Annotated in this window: 16 protein-coding genes and 4 tRNA genes; 13 read left to right on the forward strand and 7 right to left on the reverse strand. The window is 56.0% G+C overall.

All coding sequences use genetic code 11. The annotated features are described in order from the left end of the window. Window positions 1–39: 39 nt before the first annotated feature. Window positions 40–222, reverse strand: a complete 183-nt coding sequence (locus BGP77_RS10995; RefSeq protein WP_108164787.1) for a hypothetical protein — start codon at window positions 220–222, stop codon at window positions 40–42. Window positions 223–354: 132 nt separating this feature from the next. On the opposite strand from BGP77_RS10995, the gene BGP77_RS11000 reads away from it, so the two are divergent. Beyond that, window positions 355–819 carry a hypothetical protein gene (locus BGP77_RS11000; protein WP_108164788.1) on the forward strand — a complete coding sequence of 155 codons (465 nt, stop codon included), beginning with the start codon at window positions 355–357 and terminating at the stop codon, window positions 817–819. A 53-nt stretch (window positions 820–872) separates the two neighbouring features. Here the strand turns inward: BGP77_RS11000 and BGP77_RS11005 are convergent, their stop codons facing one another. Then, window positions 873–1,658, reverse strand: a complete 786-nt coding sequence (locus tag BGP77_RS11005) for a hypothetical protein (RefSeq protein WP_108164790.1) — start codon at window positions 1,656–1,658, stop codon at window positions 873–875. A 147-nt stretch (window positions 1,659–1,805) separates the two neighbouring features. Here BGP77_RS11005 and BGP77_RS11010 point away from each other — a divergent pair. From BGP77_RS11010 to BGP77_RS11045, 8 genes are all read left to right on the forward strand, one after another. Then, window positions 1,806–1,881 (forward strand) — tRNA-Glu (locus BGP77_RS11010). Between the two features lie 361 nt (window positions 1,882–2,242). After that, on the forward strand, window positions 2,243–3,166 hold the full coding sequence (locus BGP77_RS11015) for a PfkB family carbohydrate kinase (RefSeq protein WP_108164791.1): 924 nt from the start codon (window positions 2,243–2,245) through the stop codon (window positions 3,164–3,166). Further along, window positions 3,166–4,014 carry an alpha/beta fold hydrolase gene (locus BGP77_RS11020; protein WP_108164793.1) on the forward strand — a complete coding sequence of 283 codons (849 nt, stop codon included), beginning with the start codon at window positions 3,166–3,168 and terminating at the stop codon, window positions 4,012–4,014. Before BGP77_RS11015 ends, BGP77_RS11020 begins: the two co-directional genes overlap by 1 nt. Before the next feature lie 141 nt (window positions 4,015–4,155). After that, the gene (locus tag BGP77_RS11025) at window positions 4,156–4,866 is read left to right on the forward strand and encodes a DUF3581 domain-containing protein (RefSeq protein WP_108164794.1); all 711 of its coding nucleotides are present in this window, start codon (window positions 4,156–4,158) and stop codon (window positions 4,864–4,866) included. 208 nt (window positions 4,867–5,074) lie between these two features. Beyond that, window positions 5,075–5,944, forward strand: coding sequence for a hypothetical protein (locus BGP77_RS11030; RefSeq protein ID WP_199224264.1), 870 nt, complete (start codon window positions 5,075–5,077; stop codon window positions 5,942–5,944). After that, window positions 5,941–6,732, forward strand: coding sequence for a mannosyl-3-phosphoglycerate phosphatase (locus BGP77_RS11035; RefSeq protein WP_108164796.1), 792 nt, complete (start codon window positions 5,941–5,943; stop codon window positions 6,730–6,732). The genes BGP77_RS11030 and BGP77_RS11035 overlap by 4 nt, the downstream gene beginning before the upstream one ends. Before the next feature lie 2 nt (window positions 6,733–6,734). After that, window positions 6,735–7,961, forward strand: a complete 1,227-nt coding sequence (locus BGP77_RS11040) for a glycosyl transferase (protein ID WP_108164797.1) — start codon at window positions 6,735–6,737, stop codon at window positions 7,959–7,961. A 201-nt stretch (window positions 7,962–8,162) separates the two neighbouring features. Beyond that, window positions 8,163–8,510: a DUF2185 domain-containing protein gene (locus BGP77_RS11045; protein ID WP_108164798.1), complete on the forward strand. Its 348-nt coding sequence runs from the start codon at window positions 8,163–8,165 to the stop codon at window positions 8,508–8,510. A 73-nt stretch (window positions 8,511–8,583) separates the two neighbouring features. Here BGP77_RS11045 and BGP77_RS11050 read toward each other — a convergent pair whose 3' ends face one another. The 5 genes from BGP77_RS11050 to BGP77_RS11070 form a co-directional block, all read right to left on the reverse strand. After that, window positions 8,584–9,609 carry a polysaccharide deacetylase family protein gene (locus BGP77_RS11050; protein ID WP_108164799.1) on the reverse strand — a complete coding sequence of 342 codons (1,026 nt, stop codon included), beginning with the start codon at window positions 9,607–9,609 and terminating at the stop codon, window positions 8,584–8,586. Window positions 9,610–9,611: 2 nt separating this feature from the next. After that, complete coding sequence (locus tag BGP77_RS11055) at window positions 9,612–10,475, reverse strand: sulfurtransferase (protein ID WP_108164800.1); 864 nt, start codon at window positions 10,473–10,475, stop codon at window positions 9,612–9,614. A gap of 59 nt (window positions 10,476–10,534) precedes the next feature. After that, window positions 10,535–10,609, reverse strand: a tRNA-Gln gene (locus BGP77_RS11060). A gap of 37 nt (window positions 10,610–10,646) precedes the next feature. Continuing rightward, window positions 10,647–10,721: transfer RNA gene (locus BGP77_RS11065), tRNA-Gln, on the reverse strand. Between the two features lie 9 nt (window positions 10,722–10,730). Then, window positions 10,731–10,807 (reverse strand) — tRNA-Met (locus tag BGP77_RS11070). 338 nt (window positions 10,808–11,145) lie between these two features. On the opposite strand from BGP77_RS11070, the gene BGP77_RS11075 reads away from it, so the two are divergent. The 4 genes from BGP77_RS11075 to BGP77_RS11090 are packed head-to-tail and all read left to right on the forward strand — an operon-like array spanning window position 11,146 to window position 15,986. Further along, window positions 11,146–12,864, forward strand: a complete 1,719-nt coding sequence (locus BGP77_RS11075) for an ABC-F family ATP-binding cassette domain-containing protein (protein WP_108164801.1) — start codon at window positions 11,146–11,148, stop codon at window positions 12,862–12,864. A 55-nt stretch (window positions 12,865–12,919) separates the two neighbouring features. After that, window positions 12,920–14,131, forward strand: coding sequence for a sulfotransferase (locus tag BGP77_RS11080; protein ID WP_108164802.1), 1,212 nt, complete (start codon window positions 12,920–12,922; stop codon window positions 14,129–14,131). After that, entirely contained in the window at window positions 14,131–15,261 is a 1,131-nt protein-coding gene (locus BGP77_RS11085) for a glycosyltransferase (protein WP_108164803.1), read from the forward strand. The genes BGP77_RS11080 and BGP77_RS11085 overlap by 1 nt, the downstream gene beginning before the upstream one ends. Continuing rightward, on the forward strand, window positions 15,258–15,986 hold the full coding sequence (locus BGP77_RS11090) for a DUF2334 domain-containing protein (protein ID WP_108164804.1): 729 nt from the start codon (window positions 15,258–15,260) through the stop codon (window positions 15,984–15,986). Before BGP77_RS11085 ends, BGP77_RS11090 begins: the two co-directional genes overlap by 4 nt. The last annotated feature ends 144 nt before the right edge of the window (window positions 15,987–16,130 follow it).

Raw genomic sequence — 16,130 nt, forward strand, 5'->3', positions numbered from 1 at the left:
CCCTTCTGGTTCGGACTTCAGACGCGGGGTCGACGCGAATCAGACTGCGCCGCTGGGCAGGTGGCCAGAAGCCGGCTGCAGGTGGTCGAGAATCGATGGTTTTGTCAGTTCACTGAAAAAAACCGGCGAATTCCACGGATCCTGCCGCTGTTGTTCAAAATAGACCAGCGCCGCCACAAAGGCCACGACCGCCAGCAGGAAGATGATCAGACGCTTGTTCATGGTGGTATAAGGTTGCGCTGTTCAGGAGATGGATCGCATTGTGTACCGGTTGATTCCGAAATGGCAAGGGAACTGCCTGCGAGTTCTGGTAAACTGCCGCTGGTTTTATCGTTTAGTCAGTTGAGGTCCGTTATGAAAACCCGCCTGGGTCTGATTCTGAGTGTCTTGTTTTTTGCTGTTTCCGCCCCGGTTCTGGCCGAGGATGTCGTACTTACTGTCCAGCCAGAAGCGCAGTTGCAGTTGTTGCCACTGGCCGATCTAACACTGACTGAAACCACGACAGTGACGGTTCATCCACAGGATGCGGGTAGCCCTGAAGGGTCTATGAGCGAACCCTTACCGGAATACTGCCTGTTATCGGTTCAAATCAGTCTCGATCAGGCGGATGCGGTACTAACGCCGGGCAAGATGATCTGCATTACCGATGATCATCGCATTCTCGAAGCCCAACCTGAGGGTGAGATTGTCAATCTGGGGGAGTGTCAGGGCGAGAGCGGTACCTGTGGTCGCTATCGTTTGACGACGCAAAGGATGGGGCAGTTGCAGTTGCAGACACCGATGGAGTTCAGGCTGCAGCCACGCAATATGAGTAACTGACGGGCTCTGTGTCAGGTCGGGTCCGTTATGAAACGGGCGGACTCGGTCTGGCGTTAATCGTAGACGTTCTTTTTCTTCCAGCTGTCCTGATCTTCCACCATCGATTCCATGTCTTCCGCCAGTTTTTCGGCCTGAGTGGACGACATCTGTTTGCGGTGCTCCTGCCATTCCTGTTTGGCGCTGTTCAACTGAGTGCGCATGGCCATTTCTTCTTGTTTAAACGCGCTGGCGTGGCGAGAGGCGGTGATCGTATCCATGCCTTTCTGATAAGCCCGGCACGCTTCCTGATAGCTTTTATTTTTCAGGCACTGATCGCCGCGAGAATTGAAGAAGCGGACGGCGGTTTCAACCAGCTTGATTTCCACCTGTGCCAGCATTTTCTCCGCCGCTGCTTTGTCCATGTGGCCGGTTTCATAGTTGCGTTTGATAAACAGAAACAACGCCTTGAGTGTGTGTCGATGCAGATTGATTTCTTCAGGTGACAGACTCGGCATGGTTGCTTTCGGCGGGTTCAGTTTGGCCTGGGCGCGTTCGGTCGTCAGTTGTTCATAATCGCTGATTAGGTATTTTTCCTGATCGGGTTTTAGTTTCACCTGGGCGCGCAGGTTTTGAAGCAATGCCTGATAAATAAAGTCGCGTAATTCCGCTGACAGATAACCTTCAGGCAGGCTGCGCAAAACATTGTTGAGTTTACGAAACTGGGTGTTGAGGTTTTGCAGTTGCTCGCGTACCGCAGCCTGGTGGCGATGGCGGCCCTGGGTAATCATCATGGCCACCAGCATCACAACGACCATAATGACCGCCGCTATGGAGAGCAAAACCTTGATATCAATGCCCATGAACCATTCCGTTTAAGTGAAAGGAACGATTTGCTCCTTTCGTACACCATTTCAGTGTACTGCAAAAAACCAGTTGTCGCCGAGCCCCCAAAGAGTGGGCTTGACAGTTAAAAAGGGCGTCCTTAAAGTGCGCCGCTCTCTAGCAACGTCCCGTTCGTCTAGTGGCCTAGGACACCGCCCTTTCACGGCGGTAACAGGGGTTCGAGTCCCCTACGGGACGCCACTTTATCGTCTTATTTATGGTGCGAAGACGGTTATCTAATATAGCTCATCGGCGGCGAGTGCGTTTTCTTAAATGGATTCTCGCCACCCATCGATGCCTCACTAAGCGTAATAAATCGGCCACCATGATCAAAACGACCAGGGTGACGGCGGCTATCAGCACAAATTCCATAGGGCTCACCGCTAAAAGGTCACGACTATGGCCATGGCCGGCTGCTTTTGCAATATGGTTATAAAGACGGTGGAATTTTAGGGCTGCGTTAGCAGGGTATTCCTTACTCACTGTTTGCTGTGAGATCGACAGTTTTCAGGCAGGATGCGACAATTCAAGCCCCGCTGCCGGTTGTAATTAAGGAATGTGAATGAAGCCGTTATACGCCTTTGGTGAACTGCTCGTCGATGCGTTGCATCAGCAGGGCATTGAGGAAGATGGGCTGGCCATTCCCGGCGCCTTATTTTACCCCGGAGGTGCTCCGGCTAATGTGGCTGTGGCAGCGGCGCGTTTGGGTGTAAAAAGCCACTTTATTGGTCAAGTTGGGCGGGATCAGTTCGGCCCCTATCTGAAACAGGCGCTGGCGCATTATGGTGTCGACACGCGTTATCTGCGTTCAACCGATGCACCGACACCATTGGCGCTGGTATCCTTGGATGATCAGGGTCGGCCGGAGTTTCGGTTTTATCGCAGTGGCAGCGCAGATTTAGTATTGCCTGCCCATAAACTGCCCAGTCCGACTGAATTTGCACCCGGGGTGGTACATGTCGCATCGAACACCCTGACCGAAGTGGATATCCGCCGGGTGCATCTGGGATTTGTCGACCGTTGCCTGGACGCCGGTAACCTGATCAGTTTTGACGTTAATTTGCGCTTGGGTTTGTGGCCAGGTGGCAACAATTATCGTGAACCCATCAAAGCGATGTTGACCCGCGCTGACGTGATTAAAGTGAATCATCACGAACTGTCGCTGTTGTGGGAGAGCGAAGCCGAACAGCAATTGCTGGATTTGGCCTTTGCTCACCGCGCTCAGGCGGTGTTTATTACCGATGGTGCCCAGCCAGCTGAGGTGGTGACCCGTCACGGCCGGTACTCAGAACAACCGCCAGTGGTTGATGTCGTTGACGTAACGGCAGCCGGCGGGGCTTTTTGTGGTGTTATTGTGGCATCGCTGTGTGATGACCAAGAGCCTGACTGGGCTGCCATCCTGGCTCGCGCCGTACGCGCCGGCTCCATCGCGGTAGGCAAACAGGGGGCTTTCCCTTCGCTGCCCACGACCGCTGATCTGGTGTAATGGATACCCGGCAGCGGCCTGTTGCTCTGGGTAAAGAGGCCGCATCCTACTGGCAATTCACGTCGACTTCCCTGACGCCAGCCCACTTTTACGCGGCTAATGGTTTTCCGGTTCCTGCTTACCGTTCTTTATTAACGGCGCTGGCGACGCATTATTCGCTGACCGCCTTGGATAACCGTGCCCTATGGCCTGGCCAGCCCCGCCAGCCGAAGCATCGGATTCGCTGCCGCCAATACGCCGATGATTTGGTGCGCTTTCTGGACGCAACCGCCTCGGCGCCGGTGGTTGGCATGGGGCATTCGATGGGCGCAACCACCACCGTTATGGCAGCTGCCGCCAGGCCCGATTTGTTTCGCAGTCTGGTGTTGATCGAGCCGGTGTTGCTCAGTACCTGGACGGCCTTTCTAAGCCAGACCCTGCCTGCTAGGGTTCAAGCGCGGTTGCCATTGATAGATACAACTCTGAGTTCGCCTCAATGCTGGGCGGATCGTGCCGAAGCCTGGCAGTTCTACCGGTCACACCGGGCGTATCGTTGTGTCCCGGATGAAGCGCTGGAGGTGTTGTTGGATGGTCTGCTCGAACCGGCGGATAATGCGGTTCGACTGGCGTTCAGTCGGCAGTGGGAAGTGGCCAACTATATGGGGCTGGATGCCGTATGGCGGGATTTAAAGCGTTTGCGCATGCCGGTGAAAATTATTCGGGCGCGACCTTCATTGTTCTTGCCCCAAACGAGTTGGCAACGGCTTCAGCGACTGTTGCCTGACGCAGAATTTATCGATATACCGCAACAGAGACATTTGTTGCCCATGGAAAATCCAACCCTGACGGTTGAGTCGATTGTGTCCTGAATTGCTGGATAACCGGGTTTTTAACGGTTTGGCAGTGAGCTTTGTTCACAAATCTTTTCCTAGCCAGATGCTTTATAGTGCAACGGCAGTCGTCACAATAGGCGAACATGCTCAAACTGTGTCATATAGGTAGCGATTTTCGTGTTTCTTGATCCTTTTCATCGTAAAGAAAACGGTTATGTCCTGATCAGTGCTGACCAGGCCAGTAATTTTGCCAAGGATGTGGCCGGCGATTTCAATCCCATTCACAACCCGGATGCCAAACGCTTCTGCGTGCCAGGCGACTTATTGTTTGCTCTGGTATTGGAGCGATATGGTGTCAGCGAGCGCATGTCAGTGCGTTTTTCCGGCATGGTGGGCGATAACGTTCCGTTGGTCTTTCCTGAAGTGGATGAAGGCGTCATTGATGTGCAGGACACGGATGGTAAAGCCTACCTGCACTTGGAACATGGTGGCAAAACCAGCCATGACGCGGCGTTAATTGAGCAGTTAACGCGTCGTTATGTGGCTTTCTCGGGCCACAACTTCCCGTTCATTATGGTGCCGTTGATGGAGCAGCATGGGGTGATGTTTAACCCCAAGCGCCCGCTGGTGATCTACGAAAGCATGGCGTTTGAACTGAACCACCTGAACATTGAAGATCCGGGGCTGGAACTGGCTAGTACCAGCTTGGAAGTCAACGGTAAGCGGGCGGATGTGCACTTCGAATTTAATATCACCGCCGCCGGTGACGTGGTTGGTACCGGCTCGAAAAAGCTGATCGTCAGTGGTTTGCAACCCTACGATTCTGCTGCCATGGACGACATGGTAGAGCAGTTTGAAGCGCTCAAGCGCGAACGCAACGGCGGTTAATCTACGCGCGCACCAAAACGGGGCGGGCATCTGCTCGCCTCGGTGCGCCACTTCCAATTCGCACTTTATTGGTGCGCAGTAAAGCCTTCCCACGGCCTGTCCTCTTGGCCGGTATTTTGCTCTACCCTGATTGTAGTTTGTGGTTCGGCGGAAGATGGTGTCTTCCTACCGAGCTGTCGGATGCATTGAATTCAGGAGAGTGATCGCTGTGGTTGATACTGACGCCTTTACCACTTTTCTAGCTCAGTCATCACTGCCGGCAGAGTTGGCAGACTATCGCGATCGGTTCTATCAACCATTGGCCGATTGGCTGCTGCAACGTCGACCCACAATATTGGGCGTGCAGGGGACGCAAGGATCGGGCAAGTCGACGCTGGCGGAGGTGCTGAAGTGGCATCTTGAGCAGCAGGGGCTGTCGGTTGCCATTCTCTCAATTGACGATCTGTATTTGCCTTTGGCCGAGCGCCAGCGATTGGCCAAGCAACGCAATCCTTTATTGGCAACACGGGGCGTACCGGGAACCCATGATTTGGCCTTGGGTGAAACGCTGTTGCACTGGGTACGTCATGGCGTTGGTGCAAAAGCCCTGCCTCGTTTTGATAAATCCCGCGATGACCGCCGTGCAATGTCGGAGTGGCCGGTTTTGGGCAGTCCGCCCGATATGCTCATTTTTGAAGGCTGGTGCGTGGCCATGACCGCTCAACCAGAGGCTGAACTTGACGAGCCGATCAATGCACTGGAGCGCGATGAAGATCCCGATGGGGATTGGCGGCGCTATGTGAACGATCAGTTGGCCGGGCCTTATCAGCATTTGTTTGCCGCCTTGGATGCGCTGATCGTGCTGAAAGCGCCGGGTTTTGAGCAAGTATTCGATTGGCGCCGGCGTCAGGAAGAGGCACTGCGAGGTCGCGGTGGCAGCGGCGTTATGGATGACAATCAGCTGCGCCGTTTTATTCAGCACTACGAGCGTTTGACTCGCCATGGCTTAACAACGTTAGGCGAGCAAGCCGACGTCGTGGTACCGCTGGACGATCAGCAACGGCCCGGCGCGCCGCGCTGGAAGGAGCCTGCTAAATGACTGCAAATTGGGCCTGCTTTACCGATCTTGATGGCACCTTGCTGGATCACGACAGTTACGATTGGCGACCGGCAGAACCGGCTTTGCGCGCTTTGGCAGAGCGTTCAATACCGGTCATTGCGATCACCAGCAAAACCCGGGCGGAGTGGCAGGCGTTGCGCGAAGAAATTCCCTACCTGTCGCCGCTGGCCGGTTGTGAAAATGGCGCTGTGATTGTGGATGACCGTCAGTCGCCGACCCAGTTGCAATCATTGGGTCGTCCGCTGGCAGAGTTGATTCGTGTTTTTGAGCGGGTGCGAGACCAGTTGAACGTGCCTGCGATTGGTTTTCACGAAGCCAAAGACCAGTCAATCGCTGACTGGACCGGTTTATCGCTCGACCAAGCGGCTCTGGCACGCCAGCGTGAAGGCGCCTTGCCGGTGTACTGGCCCGAACATTTTCCCGGACGTGATGCCTTTAAAGAAGCGATTGCCGCCGAAGGCATTGAGCTTCTGGAAGGCGGTCGTTTTATGCACCTGGCCAACGGTGCGGATAAAGGCGTTGCCTTAAAACACTTATTGAATCAGTTGGGTAGCACTGGGACGGTGCGTAGTGTGGCCTTGGGGGATGGTGGTAATGATGACGCCATGCTCGCCGCCGCCGACCTGGCTGTGCGCATTCCCGCCGCGCATGGCACTGCCCGACCGGAAACCGTTGTTGATGTCATCCGCGCGCCCGTGCCTGGCCCAGCTGGCTGGAATCGGACGATGCTGGACCTGCTTGATCGTTTTATCCCCAAGGAGCCCTAGTTATGAGCGATTTTTTTCAAAATGGTCTGATTGCCAATCTGCATAACCTGATTGACCGGCCGGTTGAATCCATGGAAAAGGAGTTAATCGGCTTTTCGCATCAGAATCCGATGGCGTTGGTGTTGCCGTCGCTGTATTCGGAATTGGAGCAGCCAGCGCTGGAGAATATTGTCCAGGAGTTGCGCCAGGTGCCTTATTTAAATGAGGTGGTGGTGGGCTTGGATCGGGCCGATCGCGACCAGTTTCGTCACGCTCAGGAATATTTTGGGCGCTTGCCGCAACCGGTTCGAATTCTGTGGAATGACGGTCCGCGTCTGCAGGCGGTGGATCGGCTGCTGGCCAGCAAAGGTCTGGCGCCGACGGAATTGGGTAAGGGCCGCAACGTCTGGTATTGCTACGGCTACATCCTCGCGGCCAACCGCGCTAAGGCGGTGGCGATGCACGACTGTGACATCAAAACCTACGATCGCGGCATGCTGGCGCGATTGATTTATCCGGTCGCCAATCCGTCCTACCGTTATCAGTTCTGCAAAGGTTATTACTCGCGCATTGCCGACAATAAGATGAATGGCCGTGTTTGCCGTCTGTTGGTATCGCCGCTGTTGCGAGCGTTGAAGATGGTCAAAGGCGAAAACGAGTTCCTCGAATACATGAATTCCTTCCGCTACGCGCTGTCCGGCGAATTCAGTCTGCGTACTGACGTGCTGCGTAATCTGCGCATTCCCAGTGACTGGGGTCTGGAAGTGGGCGTGTTGGCGGAGCTGCATCGCAATTACAGCCCGCGCAGTATCTGCCAAGTCAATGTCGCCTCGGTGTATGACCACAAACATCAGCCGCTGAGCCCGGAAGATGCGCGCAAAGGGTTGTCAAAAATGTCGCGCGATATCGCCAAGGCCATCTTCCGCAAGCTGGCGACTCAGGGGCTTGTGTTTACCGAAGAGCATTTCCGCACCATCAAAGCGACCTATTTCCGGGTGGCGCTGGATTACATCGAAACCTACTACAACGATGCCATCTTCAATGGTCTGTCGCTGGACCGCCACGCGGAAGAAGAGGCGGTGGAACTGTTTGCCCGCAATGTTATGAGTGCCGGCCAGGAGTTTTTGGAGAACCCCATGGCGACGCCCTTTATGCCGAGTTGGAGCCGTGTGCAATCGGCCATTCCAGACATTCTGGAGCAAATCTTCGATGCCGTAGAGCTTGATAACCAGGAAACTCAGTCGGCCTGAGTTTGAAGAACCCCAGTGGCAACGCTGGGGATTTTCAGGGTGTTACAAAAAATTACATTCATAACTTCTTGATTCTAAACGTGCCGTTATTTTCTGACCGGTTGGTCGGCCCAAACGGGATGCATTTTGAGTTGGCTTGCTTATAATCCGCCGCCCTTTGGATCTACCGATACACGCCGCGTTTACGAGGTTGTTTGTTATATGCAAGCTCAGGTCAGCACCGTTCAGAGCAGTCCCAGCCAACACAGTGGCTATCTCTGCCTGGCATCCAGTTTGATTCTGAACGAACGTCCGTTGCCCATCCGTTTCTTTTATAAAGAAGAAGCGCAGCATGCCAACGATACGGGTTTTCGTTTTTACAGTGGTTTTGAAACCGACGATTTTTTAATGGAAGAAGACGCCGCCTGTGTCGCGCCGCTCGACTGTATGGAGCGGTTGGACCCGAGCATTGTCGAACTCTTGGAGAAATCCGAGGTCGGCACCGTTTGGGAGCGTTTGCCCGACAGCAATGATTGGGTGGAAGTACTGGACTACGAAATCCCCGATTGACGCGGGCTTCGAGTGTTATAAAAAAACCGGCTAAAGGCCGGTTTTTTTGTGTCGCTGGTTGGGTGACTGAGGCTCATTCCTCAAGCACTAACCAAGGCTGGGAATACCAATAAAAGAAGTTGCCGCTGCGCGCCTGGGCGGTGCAGTTGAAACGGTGTCTGCCAGTGCCCAGCGGTTCCGGAGCGCTTAGCTTGAACTGCTGTTCATCGATCCATTGCGCGTCTTGCCAGCTGCTGTCGACAAAACAGTTCAGGGCTTGGCTCATGTCTGAGGTGTCGTCGACCCGGATGGTCATGCTCGGCTGTGATTCGGTGGTGGGCATGTCGGGTATGGACGACAGATCGATCGGCATCGGGTGGCTGTTGAGTTTGGTGCTCAGTGTTTCCAGGCGGGCATAGTTGCCAGCAGCCGCGAAGCGGGGCAGGGCAAGAAAGTCGCTGCCGCTGTAGACACCACCAGAATGCTGCGCGAAACCGACGAAGTTTTCGTTTTGCAGAATCGACTTTAAGCCCGCGCTGTACTCGCCATAAGGGTAGGCAAACCAGCGAGGGATGTCGTCACCGAGTTCGTCTTCCAGACGCTGCTGGGCGTGGCGGATATTTGTCGCCATGGCTTCGCGCCAGGCGTTGTCGCGAGGGGTGTGGCGAACCATGTAATCGTGATCGCGACTGTGGTTAGCGATGGTTGCACCCCATTCCTGCATTTCTCGCAGCTGATCCCAGCTGAGCATGTCGTTGAAGCCCTGATCGATGGGATCGGTGGCGGCAAAGATGGTGAAGGGGGTTGCGAATTCCTGCAGCAACGGAAAGGCGTTGGTGTAAATGTTTTTAAAGGCGTCATCGAAGGTGATGACCACTGCGCCGTCGGGCAGTGCTTCGTCATTGCGTACCGCATCGAGTGCGGCTTGCAGTGCAATCACCGGGTGATTGTTATCGCGCAGGTATTCCAGGTGTTCGCGAAAAGTGGCAGGGCTGACCGTCGTACTCGCCGGTGTGTCTTCGGCGACGTGGTGGTAGACCAGAATATTGAAGTGTGACTGGGCCAGTGCAGGGCCGGCACAGAGTGTCAGTAAACAAAGTAGCAGTAGACGGGCGGGCATGGTTAGAGAGGTTCCTTCGTCAGTCCGGTTTCAATGGGGCGATGGCTGTCAGTGATCCAATGGCTCCAGGAGCCAGCATAGAGCTGCGGCTGGGGGAAGCCGGCCAGCAGCATGGCCAGGATATTGTGACAGGCCGTGACGCCTGAGCCACAGTAACAAACCTTGTCGGTGGAATCCGGCAGTGGTTCAAAACGTTGCTTTAAAGCCTCGCGATTCAGGAAGTGCCCCTCGGCGTCGACATTGTCGGCAAAGTTGGCGCAGTAGGCGCCCGGGATATGGCCGGCGCGGGCGTCCAGGGGTTCGGTTTCACCGCTGTAGCGTTGTGCGGCGCGGGCGTCGATAAGCGTTAAGTCGCTCAATTGCTGGTGCAGTTGGTCGGCGTCGATGACCCAGTCAGACGGGCACGACACGGTCATCGTTGTGCTGGGTGGTGTTGGTGGTGCTTGGCTCTCTAAGGCACCACCTTGTTCCAGCCAGGCGCTCAAACCACCATCCAGGAGGCGAACCTGAGTGAGACCAGCCCAGCGCGCCAGCCACCAGGCGCGGGCTGCGTATTGGCCAGCGCCACTGTCATAAACCACCAGCGGAGTATCAAAGGACAAACCCCAGGCGCGTAAGCGCGCTTGCAGGCTGGCCGGATCGGGCAGTGGATGACGGCCGGTTATGCCGGGCTGGATCGGCGCAGAAAGATCGCGGTCGAGGTGGGCGTAAAACGCTCCGGGAATATGACCGTTATCGTATTCGGCCTGGCCTGCGTCGGGTGCTGCTAAATCAAAACGGCAATCGAGCAAAACCAGTGTCTGGCTGTTATTCAGGTGAGCGTTCAGTTCACGGGCGCTGATCAGGTGAGGGGATTGGGTTTGCATGACAGTTCTCCGGCATCGAGCTGAACCGACAATAACGGTCTGCTGGGTGAAAGAGAAGGTGGCTGGGCCGGCAGGATTCGAACCTGCGCATGACGGGATCAAAACCCGTTGCCTTACCGCTTGGCGACGGCCCAATAATCAGGCGTAAAGGGAGAACACGGAGAATAAAAATGGCTGGGCCGGCAGGATTCGAACCTGCGCATGACGGGATCAAAACCCGTTGCCTTACCGCTTGGCGACGGCCCACCAGGAGGATGGTGGCTATGGCTGGACTTGAACCAGCGACTCCAGCATTATGAATGCTGTGCTCTAACCAACTGAGCTACATAGCCTCCGTAACGGCCGCGTATTATCCGTAAAATTGCGGGGGTGTCAACAATACCTACCTTTCTTTTTTCCAAAAAATTCAAGGGTTTAGCGAACAGGCGGTGAAGTCAGCAAAAGCTGTGCGTTGCGCCGTCCTCTCGGTTCGTTAGACTGTCTTAACACGATTGCCTTCCATTCACCGCCTACAGAGGAGCCCCATCATGATTGTGTGCTTGTGCCGTCTCGGCCGCGCACAGTGCCCCTCGGGCGCTGCACCGACGTCCTTTCCGAACTAGCGGACGTCGAACGGCTTTTTTTCACACCCCTTCGGCGTCCTTGTTGCCTTTTTTATTAGGACGTTGATATGAGCGCTTTATTATCGCTTTCCGAGGTATCCCTGAGTCTGGATGCCAAGCCCCTCTTTGCCGATTTATCACTGGTTGTGAATAGCGGTGACCGCATTGGTCTGGTCGGTCACAATGGCTCGGGTAAGTCGAGTCTGTTGGCCTTGATGGCCGGAACCTACGAACCTGATGCCGGGCGGCGCCAGGTGCAACGTCATCTGGTGATCGGTCGGGTAGAGCAGTTCGTTCCTGCTGAGCTGCTGTCATTGTCATTACGCGCGGCTGCCGAAGCGGCCATTCCTGCAACACGTAGATTGGAAGAGGCCTTTCGCGCCGAAGCCGAGTTGCACAAACTGGGTTTCCGTATTGAGCAGATGGGCCAATTGGTCGATTCGCTCAGTGGTGGCCAGCAGAATCTGCTGTTGCTAGCGCGCGCTATTTTGATTGAACCGGATGTGTTGCTGCTCGATGAGCCGGGCAACCACCTGGACATTCTCAGCCTGACGCTGTTGCGCCGCTGGTTGCAGTCGCAAACCGTGCCCTGGGTCATGGTGTCGCACGATCGCTATCTGTTGGACAGTCTGTGTACCCAAACCTGGTTTCTGCGCGATCAACGCCTCTATTGTTTTGATTTACCCTTTGACGCCGCGCGTCAGGCTTTGGCTGATGCCGATGAGCAAGCGCGGGTGCGGCGGGCGCAGGAAGAAAAAGAAGTGGCGCGCTTGCAGGCCTCTGCGAAGCGCTTGGCGCACTGGGGGCACACCTATGACAACGAAGACCTGTCGCGCAAAGCCAAGTCGATGGAAAAGCGTGTAGAGCGGTTGAAGTCGGACCTGACCTTTGTCAGTCAGGGCACCGGTCTGGCCTTGGCGTTGCCCGAAGATGGTTTGTCGGCGCGCCAGGTGGTGGTGCTTGAGTCTGCGCAGATCGCGTTGCCTGGCGACTCGTCCCGGTCGATTCATTGTGAGTTTCTCAAGGTACGCCCTGGCGATCGAATTGCCTTATTGGGTGTCAATGGTGTCGGCAAGTCGACCACCTTGAAACGCATGATGACCGCGCTTGATACCGACCTGGAAGATATTCGCTGGAACCCGCGGGTCCAGCTCGGTTACTACGATCAGCTACTGGAGCGAATGGAGATAAAACAGGGTCGCTTCGACTGGTTGCGCGAGCGGTTAGATGGGCCGGATGAGGCCATTCGCCAAACGTTGCTGAATGCGGGCGTGCCTTATGAGCGCTTTGACCAACCGGTTAACACCCTCAGCGGGGGTGAAAAGGCGCGCTTGATGTTTGCCTATTTTCGCTTGCGTCGCCCCAATGCTTTGATACTGGATGAGCCGACCAACCATTTGGACTTGGACGGTCGAGATGAGTTGATTGAATCGCTGTGTGGCAGTGAGCTGACGGTCTTAATGACCAGTCACGACCGCGCCTTTCTCGATGCGGTGGCAACTCGATGGTGGTGGATTCACAACGGGCAGTTAACGGAAGTAGACGGGCCAGAGCCGTTCTACCGTTTGTTGGAGTCGGGTGAAGCGTCTGCAGAGCCTGCAACCGATTTGCCCCAGCGCGAATCGAATGGCGACATGGATGACGAAGACGCGTTGTTGAGCCGTCTGGCGTGGCTGGAGCAGCAGCTACACGAGGATCAGGCGCGCAAACCCAAGCATCAGAAGCCGGAAAAACAATCGCAGTGGCAAACGGAGATCGCGGCTTTGTGGCGCCGGTTGGAGGGGTGAGTTAGCCGAGGCGGCGGTCGGTATGGCACGATGACCGCCGCATGACGGTATTGTCATGGAAATGACATGGAGCGCCGCTACCGTTCCCAGCAATCCACCGGTTAAGAAGGGGAGCGCTATGGGTCACGGCTTTAAATTGGCCTTAGGACAATGGCTGTTAATTTGCCTCTGGACATTGAAGTACCTGCCGTATGGCGGCTGGCGTCATCTGCCCAAGCGGGCGTTGATGTATTTGCTGGCCGTGCCTGCTCTGACGTTGTTGCAAGTGGTGCATTGGGTCGGGTTTCTCTGTGACGAGCTGTTTTTTCGGCGCTATCGCCAAATTGAGGTGCGTCGACCGGTCTTTATTTCCGGTGTGCCGCGCTCCGGTACCACGCACCTGCATCGCGTGTTGTCGCATCACGACGAACTGACGTCGATGCGTACCTGGGAGTGCCTGTTCGCACCCAGCATTACCGAGCGTTATATCGTGCGTGCGCTGGGCTGGGTGTTGAGCCCGCTGGCTCGGGTGTTTGGCAAAGTCCGCTTACCCTTCTTGAAGCAAATGGATGCGATTCATCAGTTGGGCCTGCAAGAGCCAGAAGAGGATTTTCTGTCGCTGCTGCCGGTGAATGGTTGTTTCCTGGTGGTGGTGCTGTTCCCTGAAGAAGCGTCGCTGTGGCGCTTAGTGCGGTTCGATTCCGCCATGCCGACCCGCCGCAAGCAGACGTTGATGCGCTTTTACCGGCGTATGATTCAAAAGCACCTCTACTTTCATGGCGCTCAGCGTCGCTATTTGTGCAAAAACCCCTCATTCGCTTCCTGGCTGACCAGCTTGCGTCAGCAGTTTCCCGATGCTGACTTCGCCTTATGCATTCGGCCCGCGCAAAAAACCTTACCGTCTCAGCTCAGTTCTTTGTTGCCGGGCTGGCAGCTGTTTCATGGGCCGCGTTTTACGCCCGCCTTTGAGCAGCGCATTGTCGGCATGCTGGCCGGTTACTACCGCGACATCGATTTATTTTGCAGCGAGAACCCGGATGCCCAGTTGGTGCCGATGCAACAGTTAACCGCCGACCTGGATGGCACGGTCAGTCAATTGCTGGACGACCTGGGTTTGCCGATGACGCCAGCCTACCGACAGGCGCTGGATGCAGAAGTCGAGCAGGCGCAACAGTATCGCAGCGGTCATCAGTATCAGCAGCAGGCGTTCAGTGTGCGCTGGGATCAAGTCGCTCATCGCTTTGATGCACGCTGTGCTCAAGCCGGTGTGATGCAGGAGGTGGCGTAATGCGTGATCAGACTTCGTTAGCATTGCAGCCCAATCGAAGTGCCGACAGCGCACCGCGTCGCGTACTGATCGTTTCCGATGCCGCCCCACACCGTAATGGCGTGGGTGCTTACTATCAGGATTTGATGCATCACTTGGGGCCTTGGGTCGAGCAGATCGACATCATTTCGCCAGCCATCGTGGACGGCCAGTGGCAGGGCGGTTGGATGCTGCCCTTGCCCGGTGACGCCACGCAGAAATTCTGCATTCCCAATTTGTTGCAACTGCGCCAGCAGATGGAAGCGTTTGCGCCGGATGTGGTGGTGATTCCTACGCCGGGTTTGTTTGGGATGTTTGGTGCGCGTTATGCCCGCCAATTGGGTGCGCGCGTCGTGGTTGGTTTTCATACCTGGTATGAAAAACTGACGGAGTTGTATTGGAACCGAGTGCAAGGTTCGTTGACCCGGGGTTATTTCGAAGTCAGCAATCGGATGATTTTTCGTAACGCCGATGTGGTGTTGGCCAATTCGGAAGAAATGGTGGCCATTGCCGAGCGCATCGGTGCGCCACAAGCGGCCTTGATGGGCACGCCGGTCAGTCCGCTGTTTTTGCAGCGCGAACCACCGCGCGCACCCAGTGCGGTGCGCTCGGTGTTGTTCGCCGGCCGGTTGGCGGCGGAAAAAAATCTGGAAGGCTTGCTGGATGCCGCCCGGGCGTTGCCACAATTGCATTTTGCCATTGCCGGTGATGGTCCTCAGCGGGCTCTGGTTGAAGCGGCCGCGCAAGCGCTGCCCAACGTCGATTACATCGGCTGGCTGGATCGTGAAGGTTTGCTGGCGGCCATGGACGGGCACGATGCGTTGATTCTGCCTAGTCATGTGGAGAGCTTTGGCACCATCGCGCTGGAGGCGATGGCGCGTCAGCGTTTGGTTGTGGTCAGTGATGCCTGTGGCATTGCCGATTGGCAGGAACTGGCGCAGACCTTAGTGGTCAAAAGCGGCGATGAAGACGTCACGGCTGTGCTGAGGCGCGCCATGGCATTGAGTGAATTTGAAGTGGCTGCCCGAGCGCGTCAGGCGCGTCAGGCGGTTGTTCAGCACAATCAGGCCAACCTCGATCTGTGGTTGGACTTTATTACGGAGCACGCATGAAAGCTCGGCCCGCCATTGTCAGCCTGCACGACGTTATGCCCGACACCCTCGATGAGGTGGCGTGGTGGCTGAATAACTGGCTGGCCGATATCGCCCCGGCCGATTTAACGCTGCTGGTGGTGCCGGGTCTGGATTGGCAGCCGCAGCAACTGGCGCAATTGCGTCGTTGGCAACAGCGAGGCTACGAACTGGCCGGACACGGCTGGCTGCATCAAGTGCGTCGAATCTCGACGCTCTATCATCGCCTGCACTCGACTCTGGTGTCGCGGCAGGCGGCCGAACATCTGTCGCTGAGCGAAGCCGAACTGACTGAGCTTTTGCAGCGCAACTATCAATGGTTTACTGACAATGATTTCCAATCGCCTGAACTCTACGTCCCGCCTGCCTGGGCTTTGGGGAAACTCCCCGCAGCGGCGCGGCGACATCTTCCATTTCATTACCTGGAGAGCACCGCCGGTTTTCATGATCTCCTCACCGGCCGCTTTCACGCCTTGCCCCTGGCGGGATTCGAAGCCGATGCTCGCTGGCGAGTACCCAGCCTACGACTCTGGAACGGACTCAATCGCCGTCTCGCTACGTCACAGCGAGCGCTGAGGCTGTCCATTCACCCTCACGATCACCGCTACTATATGGCCTCGTCACTGCAACGTTGGCTGCGAGAAGGCATTAAGGCGGTCAACTACCGTCAGGTGCTGCATTTAAGCGATGCCTCCAAGGCAGCCTGAGTATCGCCGGAACCGCCGCCGCTCGGCCTTTAGCGCTTGATTATCGATGTCGCTTTCTATACTATCCGCGCCCTCCCGACGTACTGTCGGGGCAGTTGTGCCAGCTTCCCGTCTATAGATAGGGCGGCTGTGCGTTAACTCCTT

It is taken from the genome of Saccharospirillum sp. MSK14-1 (assembly GCF_003054965.1).
Lineage (GTDB): Bacteria > Pseudomonadota > Gammaproteobacteria > Pseudomonadales > Natronospirillaceae > Saccharospirillum.

Coding starts and splice junctions, on each gene's coding strand:
- BGP77_RS10995 (WP_108164787.1), bottom strand. CDS start 222: ATGAACAAGCGTCTGATCATCTTCCTGCTGGCGGTCGTGGCCTTTGTG.
- BGP77_RS11000 (WP_108164788.1), top strand. CDS start 355: ATGAAAACCCGCCTGGGTCTGATTCTGAGTGTCTTGTTTTTTGCTGTT.
- BGP77_RS11005 (WP_108164790.1), bottom strand. CDS start 1,658: ATGGGCATTGATATCAAGGTTTTGCTCTCCATAGCGGCGGTCATTATG.
- BGP77_RS11015 (WP_108164791.1), top strand. CDS start 2,243: ATGAAGCCGTTATACGCCTTTGGTGAACTGCTCGTCGATGCGTTGCAT.
- BGP77_RS11020 (WP_108164793.1), top strand. CDS start 3,166: ATGGATACCCGGCAGCGGCCTGTTGCTCTGGGTAAAGAGGCCGCATCC.
- BGP77_RS11035 (WP_108164796.1), top strand. CDS start 5,941: ATGACTGCAAATTGGGCCTGCTTTACCGATCTTGATGGCACCTTGCTG.
- BGP77_RS11040 (WP_108164797.1), top strand. CDS start 6,735: ATGAGCGATTTTTTTCAAAATGGTCTGATTGCCAATCTGCATAACCTG.
- BGP77_RS11045 (WP_108164798.1), top strand. CDS start 8,163: ATGCAAGCTCAGGTCAGCACCGTTCAGAGCAGTCCCAGCCAACACAGT.
- BGP77_RS11050 (WP_108164799.1), bottom strand. CDS start 9,609: ATGCCCGCCCGTCTACTGCTACTTTGTTTACTGACACTCTGTGCCGGC.
- BGP77_RS11055 (WP_108164800.1), bottom strand. CDS start 10,475: ATGCAAACCCAATCCCCTCACCTGATCAGCGCCCGTGAACTGAACGCT.
- BGP77_RS11075 (WP_108164801.1), top strand. CDS start 11,146: ATGAGCGCTTTATTATCGCTTTCCGAGGTATCCCTGAGTCTGGATGCC.
- BGP77_RS11080 (WP_108164802.1), top strand. CDS start 12,920: ATGGAAATGACATGGAGCGCCGCTACCGTTCCCAGCAATCCACCGGTT.
- BGP77_RS11085 (WP_108164803.1), top strand. CDS start 14,131: ATGCGTGATCAGACTTCGTTAGCATTGCAGCCCAATCGAAGTGCCGAC.
- BGP77_RS11090 (WP_108164804.1), top strand. CDS start 15,258: ATGAAAGCTCGGCCCGCCATTGTCAGCCTGCACGACGTTATGCCCGAC.